Origin of the sequence: Mycolicibacterium sp. TUM20985 (assembly GCF_030295745.1) — a bacterium.
Lineage (GTDB): Bacteria > Actinomycetota > Actinomycetes > Mycobacteriales > Mycobacteriaceae > Mycobacterium.
The window spans coordinates 291,155-316,441 of sequence record NZ_AP027291.1; the positions used below are offsets into that span (position 1 = coordinate 291,155).

Consider the following 25,287-nt stretch of genomic DNA (forward strand, 5'->3'; position numbering starts at 1 on the left):
TCTTCCATCGACGCGGGTCGGTATGGGCATGATCGACATGACCTCTGCATGTGCCAGGACCGCGAACGTGCTGGCCGCCGTGACCGATGACCAACTCGACCGATCCACCCCGTGCTCGAAACTCGCACTGCGCGAGCTGATGGCTCACGTGGGTGGGCTCGGTGTGGCCTTCGCCGCGGCCGCCCGAAAGGAATTTGGCGAGCTCACCGACGGCCCACCCGGCGACGGCGGCTACCACCTGGAGGGCGGCTGGCGGGAGTCCTACCCGGCGAATCTGGCCGGCCTCGCCGAGGCGTGGCGCGACCCCGGCGCGTGGGACGGGATGACCCGGGTCGGCGGCGTGGATCTGCCCGGCGAGGTCTGCGGAATGGTCGGGCTCACCGAGGTCGTCGTGCACGGGTGGGACGTCGCGGTCGCGACCGGGCAGAATCACGAGTTCGACGACGACGTGGCCGAGGCAGTACTCGCGCATCTCGCCGGGTTCGCGGCCGACGGTCCGGTCGAGGGGCTCTTCAAGGCACCCGTCGAAATCAGTTCCGGTGCAACGACATTCGAGCGTGCACTGGCGCTGAGCGGACGTGACCCGGGCTGGCGCGCTTAGCTCGGCGCGACGAGTGACATCAATTCGGTTCCGTCATCGGATAATTGGACGAGCGTGGTGTTGATGCGCCAGACGTCCCGAAACGAGCCAATGGGCGATTCGATGGACCACAGCACGTCGCAGGTGGCGAGATCGATCGCCTTGGTGACTAGCCCGACGTTGGGATTGCCGGATTCGAAGAGGGCAGCCTTGCCGTCTGTGGCGAGGTATCCGCCGAGGTAGACCTTGCAGTCCTTGCCTCTCTGACCAGTGGTGAGATCGTACTGCTCCGTAACACTTCCGGCCACGGACGTCAAGAGTCGAGCGCCGACGAGAATGGCTACGTCTCCCGGTCCAAAGCGTGAAATTTCGGCGAGTAACTCCCCCCGATCGCTAAATACTGTTGACTGCGGCGAGGATTCGACGATTGGCACGTCTGCAGGCCCGGGCGACAAGAATCCCGAACCCTCCACTGCGCCAAGCCTTCGACCCGTTTCGTCGAAGAACTCCACTCCATCCGGGGTCGAACTACGTTCGTCTGCACTTACTTCTACCGCGAATCCTCCCGGATAGGTCGCTGCTGAAAACGTACGACGGCCAGGGGTTACGTCCGGTGTGATGACGGTGCCGTCGACGACGGAGAAGACTTCCGTTCGGTCTCCTCCGGCCTCCTGGGTAGCGAGTGTCTGCGGCGCAAGGCCGGTCTCGGAGAATCCGGGTTGCAGCGAGCCCTTACCTGGAACGAACCACGTTGTCTCAGCCTTCGCCCCGATTCCATAGATGCCTTGGCCCAGTGTTCCGGCGAGGGCGTAGAGGCCGACTTGTCGAACACCCAGTTTCCCGGGCGAGACTTGAAGGTCGCTAAGCCCCGTGTATGTCACGGTGCCGGTCACAGCGTCGATGATCCATGCGGTGCTGCTTTGCGCCACACCGTCGCGGACATTGCCACGAAGACATAGGAGCGCTGTCGGGCCGTTCAAGAAGCAATATGGTGCGGTCGGCCCCGCATCGAGAGGCACCGGGTCGAAGCTCCGTTGCCCCGCCACCGTATCGACACCAATCAACGACCATTGCCATCCGAGGGCGTTGGGGCTGGCGCCCATGAAGTAACCCCTGTCCTCGAGTGCGCCAACGAAGGCGTGAGACCAGTAAGGGTCATCAGCCGTAGTGATCCTGCTGCCGTCGGGTAAGCCAATCTCGCTCAATCGGAGAGTCCACCCGGGTACTGGCCGTGTCTGCATGGGGGACGTGAGACGACTTTCGGGCGGCGGCGTCCAATCAGGATGAACGGAGAGGACTTTGTCGCCACGTGTCCACCACGCCACCGATAGTGCTACTGCAACGACAGTGAGTGCGACGACGATCACAACGATCGGCCACCTACGCCGGCCGCGAGGCGGACTGAGTACTGGCTCGTAACTCAATCGAACTTCACCTTGCCTTTGTCTGATGCAGTCTCTCGACGAGTGCTGATTGCAGCTCGTCAGCCTAGGTCGCTGGTGTAATGCGCCGTGAACATGCGCGACCTTTCGTCGCGAACTGCCTCAGGTGATGGCAAGCGGAGCTCACGCTCAAGAAAGCTGCGCGTGGCCGCGGCATCGTGCCCCAGGCGCTGGAAGACTGTGCTCGCGAGTGCGTGTTGAGCGGCGAGCGCTTGCAACTGAGCGAGTTTCGCAAGCATTGCTATCTCGTCTGCAAGCTCTCGCTCCGTCATGCGGGTGACCGCTCGTTCCAGCTCGACTCTCACCGGCTGCCCGCTGATCAGGGCGGTGACGGCCACGGTTCCCGATGGATTCCTAGCCGTGAACAGGAGAGTCCGTACGTCGTCGTCCGACTCCTCGTCGGCGTGGCTCGCGACGCTCGGCTCCCAATTGCCTTCCGGCTGCTTCGCGAGATACCCAGTGCCGTCGTCTTCCCACGGCATGTCCGATTCATGTGCCATTGCGTCTCACGATCTTCTCGAGCACACCAATCAGGCTTTGATGGCCCCGCCGAGGCTTCGGCCGGCCCGATAGTCAGCGTCGTTGTAGTTGGTCGCCGCTGTCGTGAGCTGTTCAGCCATCCGGGCCGACTTCTCGTGCAGACTCTGCCCGGCGGACTTGCGCGCAGCCTCAGCGGCGGAGAGCGCAATATTCGTAACCTGGCACACCAATCCGTGTGTGCGAGACACTGTTTCAGCCACATTACCCGTCGATCTATTGGCGCCGATGAATAGATCCGAGGCGTGACGTTGGTTGTCCGACAGCCGTGCAACGTGGTCCGTAACAATCTTGAGGTTCTGCTCTGCGGAAGTCATCAGTCCCCTTCGCGTCGTAGTCTTCGACCGACTGACCGTTCTGTGTGGAAAGTCATGACGGCGGTGACTGAGAATGCCCGAGAGGTTCTGCCGGCGGACCGTATTCGATCGGCGCCTCGGGTGAGGGGGATGTGTAGTCCGCCCCCGGTTGAACCCTGCCTGGGAGGTCGTTCTGGTCATCCCTCGGATCGATGAATGGAGCATCTTGGCCTACATCGCGGGGTGCGTCGCTCAATGCGGCTTCTATGATCTCGTTGTACATACCGACGCACTGGCGGATCCTTAGCGCGTTTTCGAGCGAGTTCTGCGCAAGGATTGCCATGGTGGAGTTCGTCGTGGCCAATGCCGCTGCGGCCGCGGCCGCGTCGGCGGCCAACTTCGCGGCGTTCGCACCAGGAACGAAGTTGACGATTGCAGTTGCCAGGCCGTAGTCGTACAAGTACTGCGAGGTTTCGTCCAGGGTCCGGCGGGAACGACTGACCTGGTCGGCCTCGACCGACAGCACTTCGGCAATTGCGGTGTCCGCAACCTGCGCATTGGACGTCAGACGTCGATGAGAGTCATTCGCCTCCTTGTACGCGCGACTGGCGGCACCGTCCCAACGGTCGTCGTGAGGCTCAGCATCAATCAGTACCTCAACGCATTCGGCTAGACGCGTCGCGGACGATCGATATCCATCACCGTCCTCTGGCTCGCCAGAGCCCGTGAGCTTCTTCTCCCCTTCGATCACCAACTGCGCCGCGGACAGGATCGGTGAATCAGCCAGCTTGCCGACGGTGCCGGCATAACGTGACGAGACTCTTCCAAGGCTCACGCCGAGATCGCCGACGCCATTGAGAACGTCACCCACGTCGCCGATCAATTTCCGACCGTCCGTTGCGGCTCCGTGAACGTCGCCGGTCAACACATTCCCGAGGAAGCTCGGTACGTCCTCGATGCCGCTACGGACTCCGTCGACGAGATTGAAGAAGTCTTCGCCTAGCCCCACGCGCGCTCCCTTCCGCTGATCGAGCCTAGCAACGCATCACGGCTCCCGATGGCACCAATTACGCGTCGACCTGGATGTTGGGAGCACGCGTGCAACAGGCACACTGGAGCAATGGACCCAGTGACAGCGCTGCGCCAGATTGCCTATTACAAGGACCGGGCCCGCGAGGACTCGCGCCGGGTGATGGCCTACCGCAACGCGGCCGACGTCGTCGAACGGCTGGACGACGCGGCCCGCGAGAAGCACGGCAAGGCCAACAGCTGGCAGACGCTGCCCGGCGTCGGCCCCAAGACCGCGAAGGTGATCGCGCAGGCCTGGTCCGGTCGCGAGCCCGACGCTCTGGTCGAACTACGTTCGGCAGCAAAGGATCTCGGCGGTGGCGAGATCCGAGCTTCGCTCAAGGGCGACCTGCACCTGCACTCCAACTGGTCCGACGGCTCTGCGCCGATCTCGGAGATGATGGCCGCCGCCAAGTCCTTGGGTCACGAGTACTGCGCCTTGACCGACCACTCGCCGCGCCTGACCGTGGCCAACGGCCTGTCCCCGGACCGCCTGCGCGAGCAGCTCGACATCATCGACGAACTGCGAGAGACGTTCGCGCCCATGAGAATTCTGACCGGCATCGAGGTCGACATCCTCGATGACGGCAGCCTGGACCAGGAGGACGACCTGCTCCAGCGGCTGGACATCGTCGTGGCCAGCGTGCACTCCAAGCTCAAGATGGAGTCCGTGGCAATGACGCGTCGCATGGTGCGCGCGGTGTCGGGTGGTCAGGCCGACGTGCTGGGCCACTGCACCGGCAGGCTCGTCGAGGGCGGCCGTGGCATCCGGGCGGAATCCGCGTTCGACGCCGAGGCCGTGTTCACCGCCTGCCGCGATCACGGCACGGCCGTGGAGATCAATTCTCGGCCGGAGCGTCGGGATCCACCGACGCGGCTGCTGACGATGGCCCTGGAGATCGGCTGCGACTTCTCCATCGACACCGACGCCCACGCGCCGGGGCAACTGGACTTCCTCGGCTACGGCGCTCAGCGGGCCCTCGACCACGGCGTCCCCGTCGAGCGGATCGTCAACACCTGGCCCGTGGAGAAGCTGCTCGGCTGGACGCAGGCCGGGTAGGGGCTACTCCGGAAGCATCGGCATCTCCAGGCCGGGGTCGCGGCCGAGGAGGACGCCCCGCATCACCGCGGCGTTGCCGAAACGCTGGCGGACCTCATCCATCGCCGAGTCGATGGCCAACAGGTCCGCCGCTGCCGCCACGGGCCTGGCGCTCGCTACGGATCCGTCGAACGGCAACTCGAGCTGCTGTGCGCCGTCGCGGTCGATGTTGGACACGGCGAATCCGACGAGAGTGAGACCACGCTCGGCGATCAACGGCGCGGCTGTTGCCACCAATTCCCTTGCCGCAGAGAGGATTGCATCGGTCGACGCGGTGGCGCGCGGCAGCGTGTGGGAACGGGTGACCCGGCTGAAGTCGTTGAACCGCAGGCGCAACACCACGGTGCGACCGGTCCGGTCGGACTTGCGCATCCGGCGCGTGATGCGATCCACCAGGTTGACCACCACGGCGTCGATCTCGCTGGGCGACATGGTGTTTCCCGATCGACCCAAGGCCCGTTGCGCCCCCACGGACCGGCGTCGCACCCCCGTGACGACGCGCCGCCGGTCGATGTTGTGCGACAGCGCGAACAGCTGATGCCCCATTCCGCCGCCGACGATCGATCCGAGCATCGACTCGCTCAGCTCGGCGACATCGGCGACGGTGTGAATGCCGTGCGCGTGGAGCTTGTCCGCCGTCTTGGCGCCCACGCCCCAGAGTCGTCGCACTGGCAGCGGGTGCAGGAACGCCAGTTCGCGATCAGGCGGAACCAGCAGCAGGCCATCGGGTTTGGCTTCCTGACTGGCCACCTTGGCGAGGAACTTGGTGCGGGCGATGCCGACGGTGATGGGGAGGCCCACGCGTTCGGCGACCTGCTCGCGGAGCCGGGCGCCGATCTGCACCGGCGTGCCGGACACCCGCGCCAATCCGCTCACGTCGAGGAACGCCTCGTCGACCGACAGGGGTTCCACCAGGGGCGTGGTGTCGTGGAACACCTCGAAGACCGCAGCGCTGGCCTCCGAATACGCCGACATCCTGGGCGGCACGACGATGGCGTGCGGACACAGCTGCAGCGCTTGGCGCCCGCCCATCGCGGTCTTGACGCCAAAGGCCTTCGCCTCGTAACTCGCCGCCAGCACCACCCCGCCGCCGACGATCACCGGCCGGCCGCGCAGAGACGGATCGTCGCGTTGTTCGACGGATGCGTAGAACGAGTCGAGATCGGCGTGCAGGATGGAGGCCTCCTCCAACCGCCGCATCGACACGAACACATGTTCGCATCACGGCCCGACGAACACCATGGGCCTCGCGACACGTAAACGTCGGCGGCGGCGGACTACTGACTGTCGCCGTAGATGCTGGTCAACCAGATGTGCGCCAGGGTGTCGACGATGCGGTCCCGGGCCACCGCCCCGTCCTCGGCGACGAGGGTCGCGGTCATCGTGCGTTCGTTCATCAGGTTGAGCGACGTGGCGAGATCGCGGGCGGGAAGGGTGACCGGTGCCGCGCCACGAGCGCGTTCGGCCTCGATCAGCCCTGCGGTCTGGTCGATCCACTTCTGCATGAACGCCGACCACACCGCACGAAAGTCCGCGCTGGTCGCCAGTGCCTCGGTGCCCGCCCGCGCCACCACGCTGTGCGAGCCGAACGCGGTGAAGAACGTGCTGATTCCTTCGCGGAAGGCGCGGCGGGGGTCTGCGGACAGCGCCTCCATCGCGCCGTGGAAACCGGCGTCGGCCCGTTCGATGAGCGGTTCGATCAGCGACAGCAGCACCGCGTCCTTCGACGGGAAGTAGAAGTAGAACGTCGGCCGCGACAGCCCGGCGCCCTTGGCCAGGTCGTCGACGCTGATGTCGGCGAACTTCTTGTCCACCAGCAAGCGTTCGGCGGTGGCGAGGATCGCTGCCTCGCGGTCATCGCCCGACGGCCGCGTTGAGCGGCGTCCCCGTCCCGATCGGGCCGTGTTGGTGGTGGTCACTGGCTCGACTTTACTGCATGTCGAATTTTTCGACACATCGTTGACCTATTCAACAGTGTGTTGATAACGTGTCGCCATGACTGAACATCTCGACGTCCTCATCGTCGGCGCCGGCATCTCCGGCGTCAGCGCGGCCTGGCATCTTCAAGACCGTTCGCCGTCGAAGACCTACGCGATCCTCGAGCGCCGCGAGAACATGGGCGGCACGTGGGACCTCTTCAAGTACCCCGGTATCCGCTCGGACTCGGACATGTTCACCCTTGGTTTCCGCTTCAAGCCGTGGACCTCGGCCAAGTCGATCGCCGACGGACCGTCGATCCTGGCCTACATAAAGGAAGCCGCCGCCGAGAACGGCATCGACGACAAGATCCGCTACGAGCACCGGGTCATCGCCGCTGACTGGTCCGACGCCGACAACCGCTGGACGGTCACCGCCGACACCGGCGTCGAGGAGAAGACGATCACGTGTTCGTTCCTCTTCGCCACCACCGGCTACTACGACTACGACGAGGGCTACTCGCCGACCTTCCCCGGTTCCGAGGACTTCGCGGGCACGATCGTCCATCCCCAGCACTGGCCAGAGGATCTCGACTACGCGGGCAAGAAGATCGTCGTCATCGGTAGCGGCGCGACCGCCATCACGCTGATTCCCGCCCTGATCGATAGCGGCGCCGGCCACGTGACGATGCTGCAGCGCTCACCGTCCTACGTCGGTTCGCTGCCCGACGTGGATCCGATCGCCGTCGCGGCCAACAAGTACCTGCCCGAGAACGTCGCTCACGTGGTGAACCGGTGGAAGGCGATCATCTTCAGCACCGCCCAGTACCAGCTGGCTCGCAAGTTCCCGACCTACATGCGCAAGACGCTGATGACCATGGCGCAGCGCAGGCTGCCCGAGGGCTACGACGTCGAGAAGCACTTCGGGCCCAGTTACAACCCGTGGGACCAGCGGCTCTGCCTGGCCCCCAACGGCGACTTGTTCAAGACCATCCGCAAGGGCAATGCCGACGTCGTCACCGACACCATCGACACCTTCGTTCCCGAGGGCATCAAGCTGAACTCCGGCGAGGTGCTCGACGCCGACATCATCGTGACCGCAACGGGTTTGAACATGCAGCTGCTTGGCGGTCTCACGCCCACCCTGAACGGCCAGCCGATCGATCTAACGTCGTTGATGACGTACAAGGGACTCATGTTCTCCGGCATCCCGAACTTCGCCATCACGTTCGGGTACACCAACGCGTCGTGGACGCTGAAGGCCGACCTGGTCTCCGAATTCGTCTGCCGGGTACTGAACTACATGGACGAGAACGGTTTCGACCGGGTCGTTCCAGAGCATCCCGGTGCGGCCGTCGGCGAACTTCCGTTCATGGACTTCGCGCCGGGTTACTTCCTGCGGGCGATCGACCAGTTGCCGAAGTCGGGCTCGAAGGCGCCGTGGCGACTCAAGCAGAACTACTTCCTCGACCTCCGGCTGATCCGCCAGGGCAAGGTCGACGACGAGGCGCTGCACTTCACCAAACACCGTGCAGCCGTAGGCGTTTAGCCACCCGTCTGCTTGCGCAGGGGCTGGACGACGACGATCCCGTCGTCGTCGCAGTACGCGATCTCACCGGGAACGAACGTCACACCGCCGAAGGTCACCGCGACGTCGCGGTGACCTTCGCCGGTCTTGGTGCCCTTGCGCGGGTTGGTGCCGAGCGCCTTGATGCCGATGTCCATGGTGCGCAGCGCGGCGGCGTCGCGGACCGCCCCGTGCACGATCAGCCCCGCCCAACCGTTCTCGACGGCGAGACCGGCGATGACGTCGCCGACCAACGCCGTGTGAAGCGAGCCGTTCCCGTCGATCACCAGCACGCCGCCGTGGCCCGGTTCGGACAGCATCGACTTCAGCAGCGCATTGTCCTGAAAGCATCGGACCGTGGTGATGGGTCCCGCGAACATCGTCTTGGCGCCGTAGTCCCGCAGTTGGAGGTCGCAGCTTCGGACGTCCGGGTAGATGTCGTCGACGAGGTCGGCGGTAGCCCGCGGTTCGATGGTCACGGCTCGATGCTAGCGAGGGTGAGGTCGAGCGAGAATCTCAATCGTCGTCGGAGTCGCGGCGGATCAACCACACGACGAGAACGGCCAGGACACCCACCGCAACGGCAGCGGCCATGGGCAGTCGAGAGGGCTCCGGGCCGGGCAGCGGGATCGGAGTCGGAGCGCTCGCGATGGTCGCCTTGGCCCGTGCGGCGGCCTCCTTCGCAGGAGACGCCGCCGGACGGTCACCGTTGGTGGCGGGGGAGGGAGTCGGCACCGCGGCGATGGGTGGCGGCGCGATCTTCTTGGCGGCTGCCTTCTTCACGGGCGCCTTCTCCGGCTGGACCTTCTTTGCCGCGGCCTTGTTGGCGGGCGCCTTCTTCACCGGGGCCTTCTTCGCAGCCTTGGCGGGGGACTTCTTGACCGGTGGCGGAGGTTCGGCACCCGCGCCCGGCGACTGATCGTGGGGCGGGTCGCCCGGGCGATCCTGCTCGTCGGCCATGGTGGCTGCTCCTTTGCAATCGGCAGTGGTGCCCATCATGCCAGTCGGCGGTTCTCGTCAACCCGTGACCGCCAGCGCGGCCGCCAGGGTCAGTGCGATCGCCATGATGGCCAGCTCGATCTGCGACCGTACCCGTGACGTGCCCACGGTGGCACGGTGCGACCGTGCGGCCGGCAGCCAGCCCGACCGCTGACGTGCGCCCCACCCGACGAGCACCATCGTCACGAGCACCTTCGCCGTCAGAACGCGTCCGTACCCGGTGGCGTACAGGGCGGCCGGGTCGTCCAGCGTCGCGACCGCGCCGGCCACGCCGAACGTCACCAGCAGCACGACGCAGATCAACGACAGCTGGGAGAACCGCGGCAGCACCCTGGCCCACTGCCCGCGGTGGGTCACCGTCAGGACCAACGCCGCGAGCGAACCGCACCACAGTGCGGCGGCCAGCGCGTGCACCGCCACGGCCACGCCACCCCACGGGTTCTCGGACAGGTGCCCGACGAGGGTGCGGCCGGCCACGCCGATGGCCGCCGCCCCCACGGCGACGACCCCGCTCGTCGACGTCGGGCCGCCGGCCCGCGGTGCGGTCAGCGTCAGGACGCCGACCGCGACGGCCGCCACCAGGCACACCAGCCCCGCCCGGCCCACCGTGGTGTCGAGGGCGAACGTGACCGTGGTCCGCACACCCACCCGTCCGAACGACGCCCCCGCCGCCTCGGCCGCCCCGACGAACAGGCGCACCAGCTCGGCGACCGCCCAGACCGCCGCGGCCAGGATCAACGGACGGGTCGCACGTTCGGCGAGCTCGCCGCGGTAGCGCTGGGCGTCGAAGGCGGGCACCACGACGAGACCGAGCACCACGACCGCCACCCCGTCGGCGATCGCTCGTACGAGGGACGACACGGCCGCGTTCAGCGGGTACGCCAGACCCCATGCGGCCGCCACGGCGCCCCCGACGCACAGGGCGCCGAGGATCGTCCTGCGCAATCGGTTCACCGTCGCCGCCGGACCGCCACCCACGCGCCCACGCCGACGATGACCGCGGCCAGCGCGACGAAAGGCCACACCGGCAGGCCGTCCGCGTGATCCGCGGACTGCCCAACCTTCTTTCCGGGCGTGCCGGTTCCGGCCACGGTCAACGTGAACGACCACGCCCCGCTGACCACGTGGCCGTCCGCGGAGGTCACCCGGTAGTTGACCGTGTAGGTGCCGGCGGGGCCCAGCGGCATCAACCCGACGCTCGCTGCCGCGCCCGTGACCTCGACGGGACCGTCCGACCACAGATTGCCGTCGGGACCGACGACGGTCATCGCCGCGAAGTCGGTCTGCAATTGCTCGTTGAACGTCGCGGTGGCCCGCGCCGGCCCCGCACCGACCGACGCGTCCGATGCGGGGTCGGCGGAGACGCGGATGGCGTGTGCCGACGCGACGCCGGCGCCCGTCATCGCCAGGAACACGAGCCCGGTGCTGACCAGCGCCACGATGGCCCACCTGCGGGTCATGTCCGGCGACGCCCTGCGATGGCGGCGACGACCGCGACCGCGGCGAGAACCAGCGCACCGCCGGCCAGCCACCGCGCCGTGTCGTCCGGCCGTGCCGGGGCGGGCGCCGCGGTGACCGGTTCCGTGGCTGCGGCGGCGGGTGACGGCTCGTGCGGTTCGGACTCGGCGCCGCCGAGTGTGAGCGCCGGGGCGGGGTATTCGGGTTCGTCACCGTTCGCGAGGGGTGGCTGATCCCACCGCACGACGGTCCCATCCGAGTACGTCTGCGTGGCCGGAAAGGTCACCGACGGTTCATTGGGCAGCGTCACCGACACGTGGAACAACGCGAACTGGTCCGACGCGATGCCGAGCAAGGGGGCGGCGGTCCAGGTGACCGATCGGACCGTGCCCGCTGCGGCATCGCGGTCGAGCCGCGCGGTCCAACCTGGCATGACCTCGGTGCGGGCCGAGGTGACGTTGGGCAGGGTGATGCTGAATTGCGTTGTCAGAGCGCCTGTTTCGGATTCACCCGGCACCCGGAAGGTCAGCACGGAGGTGCTGCCCGAGGCGGCGTCGTCGGCGTCGACATGGACGTGCGCCCACGCCGGGCCCGAGCCCGACAGAAGCGCGATGGACATGGCGGCCGCAGTGGTCGCCGTGGTGATGAGGGCGCGCGAGTACGCCCATCGGATCGTTCTCATATGAGGTTGTTGCCTTCTGTGTCGTCTGGTCGTCTGGTCAGCGGGCGAGGCTGACCGGAGGACCGCGATGCGACAACGACGCCGAGAGGAGGCGCACGGACTGACGGGGCTGATCGGCGCTGGCGACGATGATCGCCGTCCGCACGCCGACGGGTCGGCGGGCCGCGCGCAACGTCCGGATCAGCACACGCGAAAGGGCGGCGCACAGACGCTCGCCCATGGTGATGAGGACGGCGCCGAATGCGATCGCCACGAGGTGGGCGGCCATCATCGGGCCCAGCGGAGCCTGAATGGCGGACGGGTGGGAATGCCCGGCCGCACCGAGGAGGACGTGGTCCAGGACCTGCCCGACGGCGAGCACGGCGACGAGCAGCTTGACGTCCGTGGTGTCGCCGAGCGTGGTGACCAGCGCCCCGAGGGTGAGCGATACCAGCGCGAGCATGGCCGCCGCGGATCCCGACGGCAGACCCCCGCCGCCCACGCCGTGGGCCGCCACGGCCAACGCTCCCGTCAGCGCCCCGGCGGCGATGCCGCGCAGGCGGGCGGCGGGAGCCAGCGGGCCCCGGCGAACGACGTCGATCAGACCACTCCCAAACGCGCCAGCAGATCACCGTCGATGCCGTCGATTTGATCGCTGATGGCGCCGTGCGCTGCCCGGCGCCGAGCGGTGGGCATGTTCTCGGCGGCCGTCACAGCCGCGGAGAGGTCGCGCAAACGGTCGGTCACGGCGGCGACGAACTGCTTGGTCTCGGCGTCCTTCGGCTTCTTCGCCGCCACCTGGGCCAGGGTCTGCTCCGCGCCGGCGATCCGGGCGGACAACGCTCCGCCCGCTCCCGAGAACTGGCCGAGCTGGCCGAGCGGGACGCCCAGGCGATCGGCCCGGCGTTCGTCGACGAAACCGCGGGCGGTGATGGCGGCGCGATAGACGATGGGCACCACGATGGGCGCCAACATCCGCGAGATGGTCAGCGTTCGGCGAATCCGCGACGCCGACAATAGCTTCCCCTCGCGGGCGGCCCGCAGCTGAGTCTCGGCGACCTTCAAGGCGGCCCGGTCGCTGTCCTTCTGCGCCCGCAGGTTCGCCTTGACCGTCTTGGCTTGACGCTTGGCGTCGGCCTTGATGCGGCGGGCCTCATTCTTAGCGGAGAGGCGCGCCTCCAGTTTCGCCTTCGCCTTGAGTGCCTTGGCCTCCGCACGACGAGTCGCTCGGCTCTTCCGCCGTCTGAACAAGCCCATCCCGGCTGCCTCCCGGTCATCTCTTCGTGATCTGGCGATCGTGCCTGCGCTGGTGCCGCCAACACTAATGCCGGGCGGGTGACGGGCCCGTTCCACCCCGGTCGAAGCGGGCGCGGTGCGGGCCTGGCGGTACGGCGCGGTTCGTCGAATGATGGGTTATTCGGCCGTCTGGTGAAAGGACGGGGATAGTGGAGTCATCGATAGGGGGTTTGCATGCCAGCCAGTCGTCGCGTCACGCGCGCCGTCAACGAGGTCCTCGATCTCGCACCTCGACGCGGTGAGGTATCGCTCGCGCGTCTCGTCCAATCCGTTGCGGAGAACCGCGGGAGACCGATCGAACTGAAGATGGCCGAGCTGCCGTCGGGAGTGTGCGGTCAGTGGCGGCAGTACGCCGACCGTGACGTGTTCCTGATCCAGCAGGGGCTTCCCGCCGGGGACCGCACCCTGGCCCACGAGCTTGGGCACCTGGTGCTCGGGCACGAGGGCATCTCTGTGGTCGAGGCCGCGAGGGATCTGACCGAGTTCGCCAGCTCCGACCTGATTGGATACATGCTGAACCAACGGACCGGGTGCATGGGTCCTAGCGGCGAAGACCTCGAGCAGGAAGCCGAGGACTTCGCCGCCCTCCTCATCTATCGGCTGGGCCGGCTGCCGTCCGACCGAGCGTCGATCGTGCAGGTGCGCCTCGGAGAGGCGTTTGGTTGATCATTTGGGTGATCGCCGGTCTCCTGGGACTGGCAACTGGCCTGCGGATCGGCTGGGCACTCGTCAACAAGCAGTCGCTCGTCAGCGCGGCGATGATCGTCGCGCTGGGCAGTCTGGGCCTCGTCGCCGCACTGAACTGGCAGCCCCTGACGCTGCTGATCGACACGCTGGTCCGATGGCCGAACGTGTCCACGGTGTTGAGTCAGGTGGCGTTGATCTGTTGTGCCGCAGGCAGTTGCGTGATGATCACGTCTGCGGCGTCGGAGCGCACGCCCACGACGATCCGTCGCATCGCCGTGATCCAGTACGCGGTGGCGGCCGTCATCGCAGGGCTGACCCTGGTCGCGTTCTTCACCTCGCCGCAGCAGCCCGAAATGGCGCCGCAGGAGTATCTGCGGCAGAACCTCGGGACCGGCGCTATGACACTGTCGTGGCTCCTGCCGCTGCTGTACGTCATGCTCGCGCTGACGCTGGTGGCGTGGGCGGGCGTGCGCCACTCGAATCGCACCCGTCGAGGCCGGGCCCTCTTCGTGTTCTCGGCCGGCGTGGTGCTGATCGTGCTGGCCACCGCATTCTTCTTGTTGCGAGCCGTGGGGAGTACCGACTTCATCGGAGTCGGGGCGGCAGCGACGCTGCTGGGCTGCGCGATGCTGGTCGTCGCCAGCGGATCGCTGCTGCCCAGCGTGGAGGACTGGTTCGGGGCGCGACGTGAGCTGCGGGTGATCCAGCCGCTGTGGGAGGAGTTGAGTCGCAGACATCCCAACGTGGGCATCGGGGTGCGCCCACGCGGGCCGCTGCTGTTTCGCGTGGCCGAGCAGATGTCGATGATCTCCGACGCGCTGTACCTGGAGGCCACCGAGGCGCTCGGGGGCGACGGTCCGGACGCCACGGACGGAGACGCCGACGAACCACCCGCTGTGACGCCGGAGGAACAGTCGCTCCGCATTGCGGAGTGGATTCATGCCGGGACGGACGCTGACTCAGCCGACGTCGAGTTCCCCGGTCCGCATTGGCTACGCCAGCCGCCGTCGTATTCGGATCGTGAGTGGATCCTCGCCATCGCCGATCAGTACCGGACGCTGGAGAACCGCGTCAGCATTGCGGCGTCTTGACCGCCGCCTTTCCGGCGTTCGCGGCGGTGGCACCTCGGCCACCGCTGCGGCCGAGGTGGCTAATCGTCGAGATGCTCTTGGCGACGCAACTCGTCGACCTTCTGCACGATGTCCTGCTGCGCCTCGGGGGACAGCCCGACGGTGCGCGCCGCAATACGGCGGATCCCCTCGTCGCGCATGCTGGCCAGCCAGGTCAGCTCCTTGTCGAGCTTCTCGTAGTACTCGTCATCGGTGAAGTACGCCGGCTTGATCCGGAAGAAGTTGGCAAGTGCGGCCATCGTTGCCACTGACGGGTTGGTGCGATTGCCCGAACGGAGTTGAGACAGGTACGGCGCCGACATCGTGATGCCTTCGGACTTCAGCGCAGCAATCACTTCAGCAGATGTGTGGGGGCCGCGTCCTGGCGGGTAGACAGTGTCGAACAGGCGATTCAGCCTGGCGGAAAAAGTCATGCTCATCGGTCTGTCCCTCACTTAGCAATGCGTGTGATCGTCCCTGGCGGCGTATTTGCTAGTCATCGTAGCGAGTGTTCTGCTGACAGCCAAGTGCAAACCGCCGAAAAGTCTGATTTAGACCACGGTACTCGTCGTCACCCCGCCGTCTAGCAGCGGTTATCGTCTGCGGGAACGTCGCCCAACTGCGGTGCGGCTAAGCAAATAATGACGCTTGAGTTGTTTTGCCGAGGCCCCAGCGCGCTCTCGCCTCCCTCGCGGCGCCATCGCTTGTGGTGCCCGGCAATCTGCTGACGACGCGGGCACGACGACATCGGCAATTTGCTCCACCGTGCAAACGTCCGAACGGTGGGTGGCTGCCGCGGCGGCTTTCGCGCACGTCAATGAATGGACGCGCCCAGCGGTGTTTGCCGTGTCGGCCACTTGGCTGACAGTAGCCAATGATCAGGTCGCGGGATTTAGACGACGAAACGAGCATCGACGGAGCACGAGGGTGGCCCGCTGGGGCCCGTCACGGCCGGTAGAGGCGTGGTGGAGGGTCAGGCCGCTAGCAGCATGGCCAGGACGGCGGTGTCGGGATGAGTGATCGGGTCGACGCCCACCCGGCTGACCATCGAGGTGATCGTTCCGTCGGACTCCGCTTCCACCCATGCCGCGCGATGGTCGAGCCCGAGGTGCGGCAGGCCGGGGAGGAGGACGCACCCCGACGCTGCGCCCGCGCACTCCGGCAGGGATGGCATGGTCTCCGACGGCGGATGCAACATCAACAGGGCTGGCGGCTGGCGACGGGCGAAGTAACCCGGCGGAATCGCGGACTCGCCGACCACGGTGCCCTCGGCGATTACGAGCCCGACCGTACCTGGCGCGGGTTCGTCGGGGAGTTCTTCACGCACGCCGAAGATGGTGGACGTCGAGAGCAGCCCAGGAAGGGATGCCACCCGCACGGCGACCATCAACAGTTGGGCCCATTCCTTCGTCGAGTCGGGCCAACGGCCCGAGACCACGAAACCCTTGAGTGATCCACCGGAGTGGAAGGGTGCGACTTCGATGGCACCGTGGGATCCGTTGTCCATCCTCGCCTCCGATCGGTGCGCATAGCGGCCGCCCGACACGGCTGTGGGTCGATCTCGACAGGATGCGGTAGGTACGCGTTAGCACGCAATAGGACACGACTGCCAGTAATGCAATTGACACATGGGTGAACTTCAGGTTGCGGCGTTCCCTCCGCGTGGGCACCGTGAACACCACTCGGAACGAGCCGGCGACGGGTACCCAGCCGAAACGTCGGGAGTCCACGACGCCCGGAGCGTGGGAGTTGTCGGAACGGGCTTCGAACGTGGCCTCCTCACCGGCGCCGCGTACATCGCCGACGCGCTTGACCAGCCATCGGGTGGGAAGTGTCGGGTCGGCGAAAACCCGTAGCTGGCCGCGCCGGGCCCGGCCGGAACGCAGCGCGAGCAGCCCGTCGCCGGGCCGAAGCGTCGGGCACATCGAATCCTCGACGACCACGAATCGCCGCAATGGCGAGCGTCGGGAAGCATGGTTGCCTGCCATGGCTTGAGGGTAGGTTAGGTCCATGTTCAGCCGACTCTTCGCCAATGCAACTCCCGCCCACGCCCACTGCGATCTGTACTGCGGTGTCTACGATCCGGCCCAGGCCAAGATCGAGGCTCTGTCGTGCCTGAAGTCCATCCAGAAGTATCACGACTCCGACGACGAGCTGTTCAAGACGCGGGCGATCTTCATCAAGGAGGAACGCGCCGAACTGGTCAAGCACCATCTGACGGTGCTGTGGGCCGACTTCTTCACCAAGGAACACTTCGAGCAGTTCCCGAACCTGCACCAGCTCTTCTGGGACGGTGTGCACGGCGCCGGTGACGTCAAGAAGACCCTCGACGCGGCCGCTGCCGAGAAGCTGCTCAAGACGATCGACGAGATCTCGGACATCTTCTGGCAGACCGAGAAGGCCAAGGGCATGGGCGTCTACCCGCCCGCTTGACCTCCCCCATCACGACGAAGGCCGGCTCCGCGCATCTGCGCTGGGCCGGCCTTCGTCGTGGAGGCGGAAGGACTTTGGTCAGGTGAGCACGATCAAGGCGAGGACGCCGAGGAGGACGAGCGCAATCAATCCCGCGCGCAGGCACGCCATCATCTGGCTGTGCGTGTAGACGTGGGAGGAGGTGTTCCATTCCGTCGGCGGTACGGCCCCTGGGCCCATCGGATGAGATGCCATCAACAGCTCCTGACCTGCGAGTTCAAACCTAGTCCCCCGTGAGATGTGTCACAACTAATCGTGGTGACCGCGATCATAGCGCCTTCGCCCAGCAACGGAAAAATCCGTGCCGCGGCAGGGGTCGCCGCGTCGGCGTGGCGGGCCTGGCTCACCGAAATGGTTAGCCCTACGACCCTTTTCGCTCACTGCCCCACTTACCTGTTGATCGATGGCCCCGGCGGGCCGGGAGTTATCCACAGGCAGTGGCAGCCTATTCACAGTTTTGGCCCTTCAGGGGCCTAGGCCCAGCTCCGGCCCTGTGGATGAACTCGTGGAAACTGTGCATAGGTGGGCGATTGCTGGGGCCGCCATGCCAGCATGGAGGGCGGGTCCCGTCCGCGGGGCACGGATGTAGGGCCGATTGGCAAGCGACGAGGACGAGGTGGCTGAACAGTGAGTGACGGCGAGGTCGGGGAAGCTCAGATCACCGACGTTCCGACGGCGTTCGATCACTCCGTGGTGCTTCTCGACGTCCGCGAGGACGACGAATGGCAGCGCGGCCACGCCGAGGGCGCGCAGCACATTCCGATGGGTGACGTCCCGGCCCGTATCGCCGAGATCGACACCGACGCCACGCTCTTCGTGGTGTGCCACGTAGGCGGCCGATCACAGCGGGTCGCGCAGTATCTCGCCCGTAACGGATACGAGCCGCTCAACGTGGCCGGGGGAATGCTGGCGTGGGCGCAGGCCGGACGTCCGGTCGTCACCGACGACGGCTCTGCGGGCACGGTCTGACGGACCGTAGGCTGTTTTCGTGATCCAGGTCTGTTCACGGTGCGGCACGCGTTGGAACGTGCGCGACCGTCAGCGTGACTGGTGCCCGCGCTGTCAAGGCTCGCTGCTGGCACCGACGGACGCACCCGAGCCGCAGTGGTCGACCCGACCGTCCAACGTCGCGCAGCCGGGTGCCGGTGGGGCGCCGCCGCGCCTGCCCACCGGGTACCGCTGGATCGCCGTCCGGCCGGGTGCCCCACCACGGGCCCGCCCCGCCCGTCGCCCACTGGGGCCGACGCCCCGCTACTCGGTGATTCCGCGGTGGGGTCTGCAAGACCGGTTCGACGCGGGGGCACCCGCCCAGGAGGTGGAGCCGCCGCGGACGTCGACGCGGATGGTGCAGGGCACGCTGCTGATCACGATGTTCGCGCTCGCCTTCGCCGTGGTGATCCACATCGCCAACTACGCGCTGTTGCTCTACAACCGCTCGACCCTGCTGAACCCGATCGTCGCCGGGGTGGCGACGTGGGCGGGGGTCGCCGCCAGCGTGGTGGTCTTCTTCGCGTTGATCGCCACCACCGTGGTGCTGACCGGCTGGCTGATCACCCGCCGGGCCGTCGCCTTCGCCCAGCACGAGGTGCCGGATCCCCGCCCGCCGTGGCAGCTGTGGCTGGGCTGCCTGCTGCCGCTGGTCAACCTGTTCTGGGCGCCGGTGTTCGTGATCGAACTGGCCAGGGTCGAAGGTCGCCTGGCGTGGCTGCGGAGCCGCATCGCGCTGTGGTGGTGCGCCTGGCTGGTCAGCTTCGTCGTGTCGGTGTTCTCGTTCGCGACGAGCTTCACGCGCGACGCGCAGGGCATCGCCAACAACACGGTCACCGTCATCATCGCCTACCTCACGGCGCTCGTCGCGCTGCTTTTTGCCGCGAAGATGTACCGCGCCTTCGAGCACCAGGCCGTCGACCGGCCGGTAAAGCGGTGGGTGATCGTCCCCGACGAGCCGCAACGGACACCACCGCCGGACACCGAAGCGCCCGACGATGCGGCGGATTCCGCGCGTCGAGTTGAGTCCGGCCAGAAAGAACCGGCAGCATAGGGGCATGACTTCGGCCGACGGAGCACACGGCGGCCACCCGTTCGTGGTGGCGCACCGTGGGGCATCGGCAGAACGCCCCGAGCACACGATCGCCGCCTACGACCTTGCGTTGCGGGAGGGCGCCGACGGTGTCGAGTGCGACGTGCGGCTGACACGCGACGGCCACCTGGTCTGCGTTCACGATCGGCGGGTCGACCGGACGTCGAACGGCACCGGTCTGGTCAGCGAGATGACACTCGCCGAGCTGCGTGAATTGGACTACGGCGCTTGGCATTCGAGCGCGCAATCGGGCCGTGGCCACGGCGATACCGGCTTGCTCACCTTCGACGACCTGGTCAAGCTGGTCCTCGATTGGCACCGCCCCGTCAAGATCTTCGTCGAGACCAAGCATCCCGTGCGGTACGGCGCGTTGGTGGAGAGCAAGGTGCTCGCGCTGCTGCACCGGTACGGCATCGCCGCCCCGGCGTCGGCCGACCTGGCCCGCGCGGTCGTGATCTCCTTTTCGGCGGCCGCGGTGTGGCGGATCCGTCGCGCGGCTCCGATGCTGCCCACGGTGCTGCTCGGTGACACGTCCCACTATCTGGGTGGCAGTGCTGCGACCACCGTCGGCGCCACCGCGGTGGGACCGTCGATCGCCACCCTGCGCGAGCATCCGGAGCTCGTCGACCGGGCGGCCGCCCACGGCCGGGCGCTGTACTGCTGGACGGTCGACCACTACGAAGACGTCCGCTACTGCCGCGACGTCGGCGTCGCGTGGGTGGCGACGAACCATCCCGGCCGCACCAAGGACTGGCTGCAGCATGGATTGACGGAAGCCGGTCTGGACCAGCCCGACGGCTGAGCGGCCGGCCTAGGTGCCGTCGGCGTCGAGCACGTCCTGAGGCACAGCGGCATCGGTCGCCAGCGCACGGAAGAGCCGAGCGGCCGCGTCGGGGTTCCAGACGACCACCGAACCCACGTCGCCGTCGGTGAACTCGCCGATCGGCACCGTGGTGGTGACGACACTCCCGTGCAGCGCCCAGGCGAGTCGCGCCAGATCCCAGACGTGGGCCCCCTCGTCGACCGTCACCGCACCCGAGGCCGCATGGGCCATCGGGTACCAGCGCAGCGGATTGGCCCACACGGCGGGGCTGGCGGCGCGGCGCATCAGGGTCGACATGAACTGGCGCTGGTTGGTCATCCGATCGAGATCGGCGCGGGGCGTCGCCCTGGTTCGGACGTAGCCGAGCGCGCTGCGCCCATCCAGCTCCTGACACCCGGCGGGCAGATCGATGCCGGCGAGCGGATCGCTGATCGGTTCCGGTGGGCACATCGTCACGCCACCCACCGCGTCGACCATGGCGGCGAAGCCGTCGAAGCCGATCTCGGCGTAGTGGTCGAGCCGCAGGCCCGTCGCCTGTTCGACCGTCTGCGCCAGCAGTGGCGCCCCGCCCAGCGCGAACGCCGCGTTGACCTTGTCCTCGCCGTACCCGGGGATGGGAAGGTAGGAGTCGCGAGGGATGGAGACCATCGTCGTCGGGACGTCCGAACCGAGTCCGGGGACGTGCACCAGTAGAATCGTGTCGGTCCGGCCGTTGCCGACGTCACCGCCCGTGGTGAGCTCAGCCTGCTGCTCGGGCGTGAGGTCCTGCCGACTGTCCGACCCCACGAGCAGCCACGTGGTGCCACTGGCCGACGGCGGTCGGTCGGGGAGCGCGGTCAGGGCAGGGATGCGGTGCATCGAGACGTCGATCCACGCCGCGGTGCCGACCATCGCCAACACGATGACGAGCAGGAGCGTGACCAGCAGGCGTCCCCAGTGCCGCTTGCGCCTCGGCTTCGGCGGCTTCGCGCGGGCCTGCTGGGGCGGCGGCGGGCGTCTCTGAGGCGGAGGGCGGTTCGCCGGTGGGGGCGGCGGCCGGTACCGGGGTGGTGGTGGCGGCGGGGGCCGTACCGGCGCGATGGGTTGGGTCGCGTCGGGCGGCCGATGGTGGGGATCGCGACGGATCACCTGTGACGGCTCCCGAGGCGGCGGGGGACGCCACGGGTCAGGTCCTGGCGAGGGCGGCCGGGAATCGGTCACGGGATGAATGTACGGCGATCAGTCAAGCCAGCCGAGGCGCCCGGCGAGCAGGGCGTAGCCCACGTAGGCGACCGCGTCGATGAGGCCATGGGCCACGATCAGCGGCCACAGGCGTCCGGTCCGTTGCCAGGCGTAGCCGAAGACCAGACCCATCACCACGTTGCCGACGCCCGCGCCGAAGCCTTGGTAGAGGTGGTAGGCGCCACGCAATAGGCTGGAGGCCACCAGCGCGACGACGGGTGACCTGCCCAGCTGGCCGAGTCGCGTCATCAGGAACGCGACGACGATGACCTCCTCGGCCCAACCATTCGCGAACGCCACCGCGAGCAGGAGCGGGATCCGCCACCACGTGTCGCCGAGTTCGGACGGCACGACGGCCACGCCAATGCCCAGGGCCCGTCCCGCGACGTAGAGGCCGAGGCCGGGAATGCCGATCAGAGCCGCGAGGCCGAGACCGCCGAGCAGGTCGGGACGCCAGCGGAATCGGCCGAGCCCGATGCGGCTGGGACCGAAACCGCTGCGCCACAACAGGTATACGCCGAGCAGGCCCCAGGCGACCAGCTGAAGGACCGACGCCAGATTGAGGGCCAGGTTGATCAGATCGATGGGGGAGAGCTTGCGGTTGAGCGCCACCTTCTGACCCGACAGGCCCAGGATGACCGCTTCGGTCAGGCTGACGAGGGCGGTGTAGGCCGACAGCCCGAACGTCACCGCGAGGACGACGGCGACCTCGAGCCGGAGCGCCCGCTTGCGGGGGTCGGTCAACAGCTCGTCGCTCGGCCCGGTCACCCGGCTACGGTAGCCGCCGGCCGCGGGCGAGCTCAGATGCGGCGCGCCCGCAAACCATTGAGGAAGGGGCACCCCATCAGGGTGCGGATGGCGCGACTGAGTCCCGTGACGTCATCGACGGGCTTGGCGAACGGTAGACGGACGTCATGGTCGCCGTCCTCTGCCTCGACACGCAGTTGCACGCCGTAGCGGTCCAGCCCGAGTGGCCGCACCCGACCGCGTCGCAGCGGCGTGGGGAGCCGATCGGCCAGGCGGTCGACGACGTCTCGGTGCGACGCCTCGAGGTGCTGCAGCCAGCTGGACTCCAGCGCGCAGAACGGGTCTGGCTGCGCATCGAGCAGGGTGCCGACGCCGACGGACTCCGCGCCGGTCGAGTCGGCGACCACGACCGAGTCGATCTCGAGGCGCATCAGGGCGAACGGGGTGTCCGCGCACGCCGTCCTGTCATCGCTCGAATTCACCTGCAGCAGTGCCGTATTCGGGCACGCCGTCGCGACCAGGTCGAGCATTCCCGGGATGTCGGACGCCGGGACGCCGAATACTCGGCCGCTGATCCACACCAGGGAGCGCACCGGTTCGCGCAGCGGCAATGGCGCGTAGTCGGTCACCTCCAGAACGGCCTGGACGCCTGCCGCTTCCGACGTCGCGACGGCGGCGGCCAACGTTCCCTCGGCGGGCACGGTGACCGCGAGCGATCCGTCGTCGAGTAGGTGGTGCACCGGGGTGGTGGTGGGCTCCACGCCGTCGATCGCCAGCATGGCGTGGCCACCGCGGGCGCAGGCGCTGCGGATCCGCTCGGCGGTCGTGGGGGCCACCAGGGAGGTTGCTGTCGTCGCGTCGATCATCGCGTTTGCCCTTCGTTGAGTGAGGTGACCCTAACTTAGGCTTGCCTCACTCGATGGCGCAAGGGCTACCCCGAAGACCTTCCGGCCGCCCCGCTCGGAGCCGATAGGGTTGAACGGTGTCGCGCGTCGCTTACCTGGGTCCAGAGGGGACCTTCACCGAAGCGGCGTTGTTACAGATGGCCGCCGCCGAGCTGATCCCGGGTTCCGGCGCTTCCGAGTTCACCCCACTGCCGTGCGACAGTGCAGACGGAGCACTGGCCGCCGTCCGCGCTGGCGCGGCGGACTACGCCTGCGCGCCCATCGAGAACTCGATCGACGGCTCCGTCGTCCCGACGATGGACAGCCTCGCGATGGGCGCACCGTTGCAGATCTTCGCCGAGCACACCCTCGACGTCGCCTTCAGCATCGTCGTCCGGGCCGGCCTCCCGGCGTCGGACGTCCGGACCGTCGCGGCCTACCCCGTCGCCGCGGCTCAGGTGAAGCGGTGGCTTGGTGAGCACCTGCCGGCGGCCCGCATGGTGCCCGCCACCTCCAACGCCGCGGCCGCCCACGACGTCGCCGAGGGCCGCGCCGACGCCGGGGTCAGCACCGCGCTCGCCGCGGAGCGCCTTGGCCTGGCGTCGCTGGCCGACGGCGTGGTCGACGAAGCCAACGCCAGAACCCGGTTCATCCTCGTCGGGCGGCCTGCGCCGCCACCCGCCCGGACCGGCACCGACCGCACGTCGATCGTGCTCAGGCTGGACAACGTGCCGGGCGCCCTGGTGGCGGCAATGGCCGAGTTCGCGATCCGGGACATCGACCTCACCCGAATCGAATCCCGGCCCACCCGAGTCGAAATGGGTACCTACGTGTTCTTCCTCGATTGCGTCGGGCACATCGAGGACGAACCGGTCGCCGAGGCACTTCGGGCGCTGCACCGACGTTGTACAGACGTGCGATATCTCGGTTCTTGGTCGACGGGCGCGGCAGACGGGGCTCCGCTGGGGGCAGCGCCGCCGGTGACAGACGAGGCCGCCGAATGGCTGGCCGGACTCAGAGAGGGGCGCGCCCGATGACCGGCCGACTCGTACTCGTCCGCCACGGACAGTCGCACGGCAACGTCGAGCGGCGGTTGGACACCCGCCCGCCCGGTGCGGCGCTGACCGAACTCGGTCACGAGCAGGCGTTGACATTCGGCCGCGACTGGGGACACCCCGTCGGCCTGGTCGCGCACTCCACCGCAGTGCGCGCGGCCGAGACGGCGGCGCGGATCGCCGGGCATCTCGAGTTGGGCCCCGTCGAGCTCGACGGAATCCACGAGGTTCAGGTCGGCGATCTGGAGAACCGGAACGACGAGGCCGCTCACGACGAGTTCAACGGCGTCTACCAAGTCTGGCACGGAGGCGAGCTCGAGATCCCGCTCCCCGGCGGGGAGAGCGGCAGGCAGGTGCTCGACCGGTACCTTCCGGTCGTGACGCAGCTGCGTCTGCGCTACCTCGACGATCACTCGTGGACAGGTGACGTGGTGGTGGTCAGCCACGGCGCCGCGATCCGGTTGGTGGGGGCGGTGCTCGCGGGGGTGGACCCCGGCTTCGCCATCGAGCATCACCTCGCCAACACCGAGTGCGTGGTGTTGAGCCCCATCACCGACGGCCGCTGGAGCTGTGTTCAGTGGGGCGCGCTGACTCCCCCGTTCGCGCCGGTCGAGCACCCCGACGAGGAAGCGTTGCACCCCGACGACCCGATGGGCTGAGTCAGCTCAAGACACTGCCCAGGCGGTGAGGATCTCCGCGCACGTGCAGCCAACCGCGTCACAATCGAGGTGCAGCGCATGCAGCGCCTCGGGGGTGGCGCAGTCCTCCGTGCACTCCACCGCGAACGAGGCGTGATGGACGATTGCGCCGTGACAGTGTTCGAGGCCCTCGCGGCACTCGCGACATACACCGGTCATGGCTCCGTTCTAGCACCGTGCACCGACGAATTCCGGTTGCCGCGCGGGGTTTTGACGGTTAAGCCATCGAATGCGGCGGTCACGCCCAGCCGAGTTCGTGCAGCCGTTCGTCGTCGATTCCGAAGTGGTGGGCGATCTCGTGGATCACGGTCACGGTGACCTCGTCGACCACGTCGTCGTCGGTCTCGCAGATGTCGAGCAGTGCGTGGCGGTAGATGGTGATCGTGTCCGGTAACGAGCCGGAGTACGTCGAATCGCGCTCGGTGAGCGCGATGCCCTCGTACAACCCCAAGAGGTCCGGCTCGTCGGGGTGACGGTCCTCGACGAGCACGACGACGTTGTCGATCGCCTTGGCCAGCGCGGGCGGGATGCGGTCCAGGGCGTCGGACACCAACTCGTCGAACCGTTGCTGGTTCATCCGAACGGGCATCGT

32 protein-coding genes and 1 pseudogene are annotated in these 25,287 nt (G+C 67.6%); 11 read left to right on the forward strand and 22 right to left on the reverse strand.

The features are described from left to right. Positions 1-28: 28 nt before the first annotated feature. Positions 29-601 carry a TIGR03086 family metal-binding protein gene (locus QUE68_RS01350; protein WP_284232219.1) on the forward strand — a complete coding sequence of 191 codons (573 nt, stop codon included), beginning with the start codon at positions 29-31 and terminating at the stop codon, positions 599-601. Here QUE68_RS01350 and QUE68_RS01355 read toward each other — a convergent pair. From QUE68_RS01355 to QUE68_RS01370, 4 genes are all read right to left on the reverse strand, one after another. After that, on the reverse strand, positions 598-1,683 hold the full coding sequence (locus tag QUE68_RS01355) for a hypothetical protein (RefSeq protein WP_284224161.1): 1,086 nt from the start codon (positions 1,681-1,683) through the stop codon (positions 598-600). The two genes, QUE68_RS01350 and QUE68_RS01355, sit on opposite strands and share 4 nt — an antisense overlap. Before the next feature lie 380 nt (positions 1,684-2,063). Then, positions 2,064-2,522: a YbaB/EbfC family DNA-binding protein gene (locus QUE68_RS01360; protein ID WP_284224162.1), complete on the reverse strand. Its 459-nt coding sequence runs from the start codon at positions 2,520-2,522 to the stop codon at positions 2,064-2,066. Positions 2,523-2,552: 30 nt separating this feature from the next. Then, on the reverse strand, positions 2,553-2,876 hold the full coding sequence (locus QUE68_RS01365) for an ESX-1 secretion-associated protein (protein WP_284224163.1): 324 nt from the start codon (positions 2,874-2,876) through the stop codon (positions 2,553-2,555). A 52-nt stretch (positions 2,877-2,928) separates the two neighbouring features. Then, positions 2,929-3,864 (reverse strand): EspA/EspE family type VII secretion system effector, encoded by a 936-nt coding sequence (locus tag QUE68_RS01370; RefSeq protein ID WP_284232220.1) that lies wholly within the window; start codon positions 3,862-3,864, stop codon positions 2,929-2,931. A gap of 111 nt (positions 3,865-3,975) precedes the next feature. Between QUE68_RS01370 and QUE68_RS01375 the strand changes: the two genes are divergently transcribed. Next, entirely contained in the window at positions 3,976-4,983 is a 1,008-nt protein-coding gene (locus QUE68_RS01375) for a PHP domain-containing protein (RefSeq protein WP_286275037.1), read from the forward strand. A gap of 3 nt (positions 4,984-4,986) precedes the next feature. On the opposite strand, the gene dinB is transcribed toward QUE68_RS01375, so the two are convergent. Together dinB and QUE68_RS01385 are read right to left on the reverse strand one after the other, a co-directional pair. After that, a complete protein-coding gene (dinB, locus tag QUE68_RS01380; RefSeq protein WP_286275979.1) occupies positions 4,987-6,222 on the reverse strand; it encodes a DNA polymerase IV in 1,236 nt (411 codons plus the stop codon). A gap of 77 nt (positions 6,223-6,299) precedes the next feature. After that, entirely contained in the window at positions 6,300-6,941 is a 642-nt protein-coding gene (locus QUE68_RS01385; RefSeq protein ID WP_284232223.1) for a TetR/AcrR family transcriptional regulator, read from the reverse strand. Positions 6,942-7,017: 76 nt separating this feature from the next. On the opposite strand from QUE68_RS01385, the gene QUE68_RS01390 reads away from it, so the two are divergent. Beyond that, on the forward strand, positions 7,018-8,487 hold the full coding sequence (locus QUE68_RS01390) for a flavin-containing monooxygenase (RefSeq protein ID WP_284232225.1): 1,470 nt from the start codon (positions 7,018-7,020) through the stop codon (positions 8,485-8,487). Here the strand turns inward: QUE68_RS01390 and rraA are convergent. The 7 genes from rraA to QUE68_RS01425 form a co-directional block, all read right to left on the reverse strand. Further along, the gene (gene rraA / locus QUE68_RS01395) at positions 8,484-8,984 is read right to left on the reverse strand and encodes a ribonuclease E activity regulator RraA (RefSeq protein ID WP_284232227.1); all 501 of its coding nucleotides are present in this window, start codon (positions 8,982-8,984) and stop codon (positions 8,484-8,486) included. The two genes, QUE68_RS01390 and rraA, sit on opposite strands and share 4 nt — an antisense overlap. A 37-nt stretch (positions 8,985-9,021) precedes the next feature. Next, positions 9,022-9,465, reverse strand: a complete 444-nt coding sequence (locus QUE68_RS01400) for a hypothetical protein (RefSeq protein ID WP_284232228.1) — start codon at positions 9,463-9,465, stop codon at positions 9,022-9,024. A gap of 57 nt (positions 9,466-9,522) precedes the next feature. Further along, the gene (locus QUE68_RS01405; RefSeq protein WP_284232230.1) at positions 9,523-10,482 is read right to left on the reverse strand and encodes a CopD family protein; all 960 of its coding nucleotides are present in this window, start codon (positions 10,480-10,482) and stop codon (positions 9,523-9,525) included. Continuing rightward, entirely contained in the window at positions 10,455-10,964 is a 510-nt protein-coding gene (locus QUE68_RS01410) for a copper resistance CopC family protein (protein WP_454786412.1), read from the reverse strand. Before QUE68_RS01410 ends, QUE68_RS01405 begins: the two co-directional genes overlap by 28 nt. Further along, positions 10,961-11,644 (reverse strand): YcnI family copper-binding membrane protein, encoded by a 684-nt coding sequence (locus tag QUE68_RS01415; protein WP_284232232.1) that lies wholly within the window; start codon positions 11,642-11,644, stop codon positions 10,961-10,963. The genes QUE68_RS01410 and QUE68_RS01415 overlap by 4 nt, the downstream gene beginning before the upstream one ends. Positions 11,645-11,681: 37 nt before the next feature. Further along, positions 11,682-12,140, reverse strand: coding sequence for a hypothetical protein (locus QUE68_RS01420; RefSeq protein ID WP_284232234.1), 459 nt, complete (start codon positions 12,138-12,140; stop codon positions 11,682-11,684). 83 nt (positions 12,141-12,223) lie between these two features. Continuing rightward, on the reverse strand, positions 12,224-12,880 hold the full coding sequence (locus tag QUE68_RS01425) for a DUF6474 family protein (RefSeq protein WP_284232236.1): 657 nt from the start codon (positions 12,878-12,880) through the stop codon (positions 12,224-12,226). Between the two features lie 213 nt (positions 12,881-13,093). Between QUE68_RS01425 and QUE68_RS01430 the strand changes: the two genes are divergently transcribed. Both QUE68_RS01430 and QUE68_RS01435 read left to right on the forward strand, forming a co-directional pair. After that, the gene (locus QUE68_RS01430) at positions 13,094-13,585 is read left to right on the forward strand and encodes an ImmA/IrrE family metallo-endopeptidase (RefSeq protein WP_284224174.1); all 492 of its coding nucleotides are present in this window, start codon (positions 13,094-13,096) and stop codon (positions 13,583-13,585) included. Next, entirely contained in the window at positions 13,582-14,697 is a 1,116-nt protein-coding gene (locus tag QUE68_RS01435; protein WP_284232238.1) for a DUF6545 domain-containing protein, read from the forward strand. The genes QUE68_RS01430 and QUE68_RS01435 overlap by 4 nt, the downstream gene beginning before the upstream one ends. Before the next feature lie 59 nt (positions 14,698-14,756). Here QUE68_RS01435 and QUE68_RS01440 read toward each other — a convergent pair whose 3' ends face one another. The 3 genes and pseudogenes from QUE68_RS01440 to QUE68_RS01450 all read right to left on the reverse strand — a co-directional run. Further along, positions 14,757-15,155, reverse strand: a complete 399-nt coding sequence (locus tag QUE68_RS01440) for a zinc-binding metallopeptidase family protein (RefSeq protein WP_284224176.1) — start codon at positions 15,153-15,155, stop codon at positions 14,757-14,759. Positions 15,156-15,688: 533 nt separating this feature from the next. Then, positions 15,689-16,222, reverse strand: a complete 534-nt coding sequence (locus QUE68_RS01445) for a peptidase (protein ID WP_284232240.1) — start codon at positions 16,220-16,222, stop codon at positions 15,689-15,691. Positions 16,223-16,373: 151 nt separating this feature from the next. Then, positions 16,374-16,640, reverse strand: a pseudogene (locus QUE68_RS01450) (S26 family signal peptidase); the annotation flags it as partial. An 85-nt stretch (positions 16,641-16,725) separates the two neighbouring features. Between QUE68_RS01450 and sodN the strand changes: the two are divergent. Next, entirely contained in the window at positions 16,726-17,148 is a 423-nt protein-coding gene (sodN, locus tag QUE68_RS01455) for a superoxide dismutase, Ni (RefSeq protein ID WP_284224178.1), read from the forward strand. 78 nt (positions 17,149-17,226) lie between these two features. On the opposite strand, the gene QUE68_RS01460 is transcribed toward sodN, so the two are convergent. Next, entirely contained in the window at positions 17,227-17,382 is a 156-nt protein-coding gene (locus QUE68_RS01460) for a hypothetical protein (protein ID WP_284224179.1), read from the reverse strand. A gap of 432 nt (positions 17,383-17,814) precedes the next feature. On the opposite strand from QUE68_RS01460, the gene QUE68_RS01465 reads away from it, so the two are divergent. From QUE68_RS01465 to QUE68_RS01475, 3 genes are read left to right on the forward strand one after another with little or no spacing between them, the layout of a single operon-like run. Next, positions 17,815-18,156, forward strand: coding sequence for a rhodanese-like domain-containing protein (locus tag QUE68_RS01465; protein ID WP_284224180.1), 342 nt, complete (start codon positions 17,815-17,817; stop codon positions 18,154-18,156). A 19-nt stretch (positions 18,157-18,175) separates the two neighbouring features. Then, the gene (locus tag QUE68_RS01470; protein WP_454786413.1) at positions 18,176-19,228 is read left to right on the forward strand and encodes a DUF4328 domain-containing protein; all 1,053 of its coding nucleotides are present in this window, start codon (positions 18,176-18,178) and stop codon (positions 19,226-19,228) included. Positions 19,229-19,232: 4 nt separating this feature from the next. Further along, the gene (locus QUE68_RS01475; RefSeq protein ID WP_284232245.1) at positions 19,233-20,069 is read left to right on the forward strand and encodes a glycerophosphodiester phosphodiesterase; all 837 of its coding nucleotides are present in this window, start codon (positions 19,233-19,235) and stop codon (positions 20,067-20,069) included. A 9-nt stretch (positions 20,070-20,078) separates the two neighbouring features. Here the strand turns inward: QUE68_RS01475 and QUE68_RS01480 are convergent, their stop codons facing one another. Genes QUE68_RS01480 through QUE68_RS01490 form a run of 3 tightly spaced genes read right to left on the reverse strand, consistent with a single transcriptional unit; the run spans position 20,079 to position 22,924 of the window. Beyond that, the gene (locus QUE68_RS01480; protein WP_284232246.1) at positions 20,079-21,290 is read right to left on the reverse strand and encodes an LCP family protein; all 1,212 of its coding nucleotides are present in this window, start codon (positions 21,288-21,290) and stop codon (positions 20,079-20,081) included. A gap of 18 nt (positions 21,291-21,308) precedes the next feature. After that, a complete protein-coding gene (locus QUE68_RS01485; RefSeq protein ID WP_284224184.1) occupies positions 21,309-22,079 on the reverse strand; it encodes a CPBP family intramembrane glutamic endopeptidase in 771 nt (256 codons plus the stop codon). A 32-nt stretch (positions 22,080-22,111) separates the two neighbouring features. Further along, on the reverse strand, positions 22,112-22,924 hold the full coding sequence (locus QUE68_RS01490) for a DUF2470 domain-containing protein (protein WP_284232247.1): 813 nt from the start codon (positions 22,922-22,924) through the stop codon (positions 22,112-22,114). A 116-nt stretch (positions 22,925-23,040) separates the two neighbouring features. Here QUE68_RS01490 and pheA point away from each other — a divergent pair, with 116 nt between their 5' ends. Together pheA and QUE68_RS01500 are read left to right on the forward strand one after the other, a co-directional pair. Then, positions 23,041-23,979 (forward strand): prephenate dehydratase, encoded by a 939-nt coding sequence (pheA, locus tag QUE68_RS01495; RefSeq protein WP_284232248.1) that lies wholly within the window; start codon positions 23,041-23,043, stop codon positions 23,977-23,979. After that, positions 23,976-24,656 carry a histidine phosphatase family protein gene (locus QUE68_RS01500; protein WP_284232249.1) on the forward strand — a complete coding sequence of 227 codons (681 nt, stop codon included), beginning with the start codon at positions 23,976-23,978 and terminating at the stop codon, positions 24,654-24,656. Before pheA ends, QUE68_RS01500 begins: the two co-directional genes overlap by 4 nt. A gap of 6 nt (positions 24,657-24,662) precedes the next feature. Here the strand turns inward: QUE68_RS01500 and QUE68_RS01505 are convergent, their stop codons facing one another. Both QUE68_RS01505 and QUE68_RS01510 read right to left on the reverse strand, forming a co-directional pair. Continuing rightward, positions 24,663-24,854: a hypothetical protein gene (locus QUE68_RS01505; RefSeq protein WP_284224188.1), complete on the reverse strand. Its 192-nt coding sequence runs from the start codon at positions 24,852-24,854 to the stop codon at positions 24,663-24,665. 79 nt (positions 24,855-24,933) lie between these two features. Then, positions 24,934-25,284, reverse strand: a complete 351-nt coding sequence (locus QUE68_RS01510; protein WP_284224189.1) for a metallopeptidase family protein — start codon at positions 25,282-25,284, stop codon at positions 24,934-24,936. Positions 25,285-25,287 lie beyond the last annotated feature (3 nt).

Coding starts and splice junctions, on each gene's coding strand:
- QUE68_RS01475 (WP_284232245.1), top strand. CDS start 19,233: ATGACTTCGGCCGACGGAGCACACGGCGGCCACCCGTTCGTGGTGGCG.
- QUE68_RS01510 (WP_284224189.1), bottom strand. CDS start 25,284: ATGCCCGTTCGGATGAACCAGCAACGGTTCGACGAGTTGGTGTCCGAC.
- QUE68_RS01490 (WP_284232247.1), bottom strand. CDS start 22,924: ATGATCGACGCGACGACAGCAACCTCCCTGGTGGCCCCCACGACCGCC.
- QUE68_RS01360 (WP_284224162.1), bottom strand. CDS start 2,522: ATGGCACATGAATCGGACATGCCGTGGGAAGACGACGGCACTGGGTAT.
- QUE68_RS01365 (WP_284224163.1), bottom strand. CDS start 2,876: ATGACTTCCGCAGAGCAGAACCTCAAGATTGTTACGGACCACGTTGCA.
- QUE68_RS01350 (WP_284232219.1), top strand. CDS start 29: ATGATCGACATGACCTCTGCATGTGCCAGGACCGCGAACGTGCTGGCC.
- QUE68_RS01355 (WP_284224161.1), bottom strand. CDS start 1,683: ATGGGCGCCAGCCCCAACGCCCTCGGATGGCAATGGTCGTTGATTGGT.
- QUE68_RS01500 (WP_284232249.1), top strand. CDS start 23,976: ATGACCGGCCGACTCGTACTCGTCCGCCACGGACAGTCGCACGGCAAC.
- QUE68_RS01460 (WP_284224179.1), bottom strand. CDS start 17,382: ATGGCATCTCATCCGATGGGCCCAGGGGCCGTACCGCCGACGGAATGG.
- QUE68_RS01415 (WP_284232232.1), bottom strand. CDS start 11,644: ATGAGAACGATCCGATGGGCGTACTCGCGCGCCCTCATCACCACGGCG.
- QUE68_RS01440 (WP_284224176.1), bottom strand. CDS start 15,155: ATGAGCATGACTTTTTCCGCCAGGCTGAATCGCCTGTTCGACACTGTC.
- QUE68_RS01445 (WP_284232240.1), bottom strand. CDS start 16,222: ATGGACAACGGATCCCACGGTGCCATCGAAGTCGCACCCTTCCACTCC.
- QUE68_RS01400 (WP_284232228.1), bottom strand. CDS start 9,465: ATGGCCGACGAGCAGGATCGCCCGGGCGACCCGCCCCACGATCAGTCG.
- QUE68_RS01430 (WP_284224174.1), top strand. CDS start 13,094: ATGCCAGCCAGTCGTCGCGTCACGCGCGCCGTCAACGAGGTCCTCGAT.
- QUE68_RS01390 (WP_284232225.1), top strand. CDS start 7,018: ATGACTGAACATCTCGACGTCCTCATCGTCGGCGCCGGCATCTCCGGC.
- dinB (WP_286275979.1), bottom strand. CDS start 6,222: ATGCGGCGGTTGGAGGAGGCCTCCATCCTGCACGCCGATCTCGACTCG.
- sodN (WP_284224178.1), top strand. CDS start 16,726: ATGTTCAGCCGACTCTTCGCCAATGCAACTCCCGCCCACGCCCACTGC.
- QUE68_RS01375 (WP_286275037.1), top strand. CDS start 3,976: ATGGACCCAGTGACAGCGCTGCGCCAGATTGCCTATTACAAGGACCGG.
- QUE68_RS01425 (WP_284232236.1), bottom strand. CDS start 12,880: ATGGGCTTGTTCAGACGGCGGAAGAGCCGAGCGACTCGTCGTGCGGAG.
- QUE68_RS01410 (WP_454786412.1), bottom strand. CDS start 10,964: ATGACCCGCAGGTGGGCCATCGTGGCGCTGGTCAGCACCGGGCTCGTG.
- QUE68_RS01505 (WP_284224188.1), bottom strand. CDS start 24,854: ATGACCGGTGTATGTCGCGAGTGCCGCGAGGGCCTCGAACACTGTCAC.